The following is a 4728-nucleotide window of genomic DNA, read 5'->3' on the forward strand; positions in this document are numbered from 1 at the left end:
GGAAGAAGGCTTTAGTTATCTAGGAGAGAAGGCTTTAGTTATCTAGGAGAGAAGGCTTTAGTTATCTAGGAGAGAAGGCTTTAGTTATCTAGGAGAGAAGGAAGAAATTTTGTAGTCTACCTTTGTGAAAACGGCTATAATTAGCTAGAAATATTTAAACAGATAGGCAGATTTGCTATCACATTAACCTAAAATGTGCTATAAATTCTTTCCTTTACTTGCGGTTAGTAATTATATTTCTGGACAAGCGATCGCTATATAGTCTATACATATCAATTTTTTTAAAGATGAGTAAAACTCGTTGTAATCACAAAGAAAATATAAAAAACTAGAGTTTGATGAATATTTAGTAAAGATTTTAAATTTGTGGTTGCTTTTGCTAATGAAACATATGAAACATATTAAGAATTTATTAAAAGGGGGTGACGTTTTTAAAAGTTTAATTATACTATAAGCCGCTTATAACTGAGAAAAAATTTATAAATCTCTCAGAGAATTCTCAGATAGTCTCATTAGACTGATGACCAAATAATTGATCAGATTGTGAATTAATTCTACCATGACCAACTTATTCAAAAATAGTAAAGCATTATTAACACTTGTAAGTGTTAGTTCTGTTATCACTACAGCATCTGTTGCGCAAGCATTAACCTTAAAAGTAGAAGTAGAAAATCTTGGTCCCTATGGTGGTGCCGCCTTAACCCCTGTTTGGGTGGGATTTCATGACGGTAGCTTTGATAGTTATAACGGGGGACTTCCCTCCGAGGAAGGGTTAGAGAGAATTGCTGAGGATGGCAATACTGAGTTCATCTCCAAGGACTTTCTCAACAATAAAACCTATGTTAAAGATGGTATGAGTGGAGTGTTCGACTCAAATCAAGAGGGAACCCGTGTTGATGGTACCATTGGTGGTGCTCCTATCACCGCAGGAACTAAGGCTATGAGTACATTTGACGTAACCGCCGATTTATCTAATCGATGGTTCTCTTATGTATCGATGGTTCTTCCTTCTAATGATTATTATGTTGCCAATGGTGATCCCTTTGCTTTCGATTTAATGGATTTATTTACAGGAAATCAAAGCCAAATTTCCTTTAACATTGGACGCCCCGGAACCGTTAATGATGCTGGAACAGAAGTCAATAATTTTTCTACTTCTGCCGGTAACGGTTTGTTTCCAGGATTACCTGCCGGACAAGGTGGACCAAATCAGGGGGCTGATGAAAATGGAGTTAATGCCAATGTTACCGATCCTTATGCTAATTTCCTCAATAGACCAGACAATTTTGATACGGCTTTTGGTAACCTCAATTTCAATGATACAACTCTTTATCCCAACGGGATTGCTAGTATCACCATCAGTGTGGAGTCCGTTCCCGAACCATCTACCACTGTGGGTTTAATAGCCATGGTTGGATTATTCGTCTTTGGTGGTTTACGTCGTCGCAATAATCACTTTAACTAATTTTTCTCGACACATAACATATCTAGGACTTACGCACAGACCATTTATATAGTTTTAAAAACTATAGCACTATAGTTTTTGCACTCTATATATAGTACCCCTGCGTAAGTCCTGATATCTTTATCCCTCGTTTTCCCTTCTCTAAACTCCAGCACCAAGGCGATCGCTAATAGATTGATAAATTTTTAAGGATTATAGATTGATAAATTTTTAAGGATTGTTGAATGAGTTTTTTGGCAGCTTCTAGTTCACCCTTTTTAGCTAATTCAGTTCCTTGTTGTTTTAATTGTTGAGCTTGAGATTTACTCTGGTCTAAAGTTTGAGCCAATACCTTGGTTGTAATTTTAAAAGGCGATAAATTGTTACTTGTGTCTACAAAAAATATGCCTATTAAAGCTGCAAAAAATATCAATAATAATCTTTTAAATCTCAGGATTAACTTTGTTAGTACAATCAAATTAATTGTGTTATTTTTCATGATTAAACCTCTATAGTAATTATCAGGATTTGATATGATCTACTACTAACGCTGTTAGGTAATTTCAGTTATAATTAAAGCTCGTAGTAGGGCTTTAGCCCGATAATAGATAGATATTGCTCAAGCCCTACTACAAACAAAAACTTGATTATCCGGACATCATATTACAGCGCTTTTCAAAAGTAGGGACGTTGCATAACAAAAATGCGTTTCATGTTGCGCAGCAAAACGTCCCTACAGGATTATCATTCAACAGAGCGATGGGCGATCGCTCTCCAATCTCCAGACGGAATAAACGACGCCCAATAATAGGGATGTTGATATTTTTCTGTTCCCAACATTTCTAACTGCGTTTGTCGCATTGCTTCCGATCGCCCCTCATTATCCAATACCCGTTGATAATATTTCACCATCAAATCTTTCGTACCAAAATCATCCACTTTCCATAAACTAATTACCTGACTTTCACTACCTGCTAGAGATAATGCCCGACGCAAACCATAAACTCCTTCTCCCACATTTACATCTCCGACTCCCGTATCGCAAGCAGATAATACTACTAACTTCGTACCACCCAACCTTAAATTAGCAATTTCTAACGCCGTCATTACTCCATCTTCGTTTCCACTTTGACGAGGGTTAAATCCTGCTAAAGCAATACCAGAACGTAATAATGGATTTTCTAAATTTTCTGGTGCAACTCGAACCCTGGGTGCATTAAAATCAGGTTCGACAATTAAACCTCCCCTGTCGAATAAGCTAGATGGTGCAACTTCTTCTAAATCTTCCAGAAAGAAACCGTGGGTAGCAATATGCAGTATTTCTGGTGCATTCACTTGTTTAATCGCATTTTCTGTGGCATTCGACTCCGTTAACAGAGTCACATCTGATAACATCGGTGCAATAGCTTCTGCTTCTGCTTTTGTTCCTTGTAATGGTGCAAAACTTAAGTTTTCAGGAGCAAATAAAATACTGCCTAAATCTCTAGTGGGTTTGTTACTGATACCACGTCTTTTATTATTAGCAACCAGTTGAATAGAAGTGGGGTTGCCTGGGGTGTCGTATTCGGGGTTGGCAACTAATAGAGGTGGTTGTTTGGTGGGGAAGTCAATTTCAAGTTTAATTAAGTCGCGTCCGGTGGTGAGGTAGGTAATATTATAGTTTTGGATTAAATATTGGTTGTTTTCATCGACTAAAGTAGCAAAGGGAATGAGGTTAAGTTGGGAGTCTGGGGATAAGAGGATGTGTTTGGCGTTGTCTAACTTTTGGCGGATGGGTTCCATTACTTGTTGGTCTAAGGTACGGGCAACTTCTTGGATGGAACTATTGGGTTGGGATAAATTATTGCGAAATTCAGTGATGGTGTTATTGATGGGTTCTCCTAGTCCTAAGTCTATCCATTGGGGTGCGCCTGTGGAATGGAGGATGTAGGCTGCGTAGTGGGGTCTTCCCCATTGTTCACCTCGTTTAGCTTTGGCATCAAAAGGGTAATATTGGATAATTTCTACTAATGCTGCATCAGCAGGAATTAACTTTTGCACTGTTTCAATAGTTACTGGTTCAGTTGCGTTAGCAAACTCTGCACTAGCAAGAGAAAGGTCAGCTTCTAATTTCTCTGCTTTGCCTTTGAGAGTAGCTACTTGTTGGCGATATTGTTCTGGTGGGAGATTTTCGGGTTTGTTGTAGATGAGGGCAGCTACTTGAGAGCGAGTGGTTGCCAGGTTGTCGAGGAGTTTTTGATTTTCTGGGGTGAGGTTGTCACGGATGGTTTGGAGGGAGTTGATAGTAGAGTCGAGGATACGACCTTTGCGCCGGAGGATAGTGGTGAGGGCGAGGTTGGCTGCGTCTGGGTTATTGGGTGCGTCTTGGAGGTGTAGAGATATTTTTTGGTAAGTTGTGTCTGAGAGCATTCTCATGGAAGCTTGTTTTTGGCTTTCAGAACCTGTGGCAAGCAAGGAAGTGAGGGTGGTTTCTTCTACTTCCATTCCCTGGGTGAAATATTCAATAGCACTGGTTATATTTCCTTGGACTTGGTACAGTGTTCCCAAGTTGGTGAGGCTGCTGATAACCCATGGATGTTCTGCTCCTAATGCTTTCTCTATGATTGCCAGAGACTTTTGGAATAGAGGTAAGGCTTCTGTGTACTTCCCTTGGTAAGAGTACAGTAATGCCAGGTTGTTGAGGATGGTGGCAACCTGTGGATTTTCAGTTCCTGATGCTTTTTCTGCGATTGCCAGAGACTTTTGGTATAGGGGTAAGGCTTCTGTGTACTTCCCTTGTAGAAGGTATGGTCCTGCCAGGTTGAGCAGGCTGGTGGCAACCGAGGGATGTTCTGCTCCTAATATTTTTTCATCAATTGCCAGAGACCTTTGGTATAGGGGTAAGGCTTCTTTGTACTTTCCTTGGGTTTGGTACAGTAATGCTAGGTTGTTAAGGGTGGTGGCAACCGAGGGATGTTCTGCTCCCAATATTTTTTCATCAATTGCCAGAGACCTTTGGCATAGAGGTAAGGCTTCTTTGTACTTCCCTTGGGCACGATACATTTCTGCCAAGTTGTTGAGGCTGGTGGCAACCTTTGGATGGTCAGCTCCTAATACTTTCTCTAATATTGCTAGAGACCTTTGGTATAGGGGTAAGGCTTCTGTGTACTTCCCTTGGGCTTGGTAGAGTGATGCCAGGTTGAGTAGGCTGGTGGCAACGTATGGATGGTCAGCTCCTGCTTTCTCTGTGATTGCTAGAGACCTTTGGTATAGGGGTAAGGCTTCTGTGTACTTCCCTTGGGCTT

At 40.2% G+C, this 4728-nt stretch carries 3 protein-coding genes; 1 reads left to right on the plus strand and 2 read right to left on the minus strand.

Translation table 11 applies throughout. The features are described from left to right. The first annotated feature begins 559 nt into the window (after nt 1–559). Nucleotides 560–1465, plus strand: a complete 906-nt coding sequence (locus tag ACP6PL_RS01395) for a spondin domain-containing protein (RefSeq protein WP_426541766.1) — start codon at nt 560–562, stop codon at nt 1463–1465. 166 nt (nt 1466–1631) lie between these two features. Here the strand turns inward: ACP6PL_RS01395 and ACP6PL_RS01400 are convergent, their stop codons facing one another. Together ACP6PL_RS01400 and ACP6PL_RS01405 are read right to left on the minus strand one after the other, a co-directional pair. Next, on the minus strand, nt 1632–1943 hold the full coding sequence (locus ACP6PL_RS01400; protein WP_426541768.1) for a hypothetical protein: 312 nt from the start codon (nt 1941–1943) through the stop codon (nt 1632–1634). A 245-nt stretch (nt 1944–2188) separates the two neighbouring features. Continuing rightward, on the minus strand, nt 2189–4728 hold a 2540-nt coding region (locus ACP6PL_RS01405), incomplete at its 5' end, for a CHAT domain-containing tetratricopeptide repeat protein (protein ID WP_426541770.1).

The organism is Dapis purpurea BLCC-M126, from assembly GCF_050015975.1.
Taxonomy (GTDB): Bacteria; Cyanobacteriota; Cyanobacteriia; order Cyanobacteriales; family Microcoleaceae; genus Trichodesmium.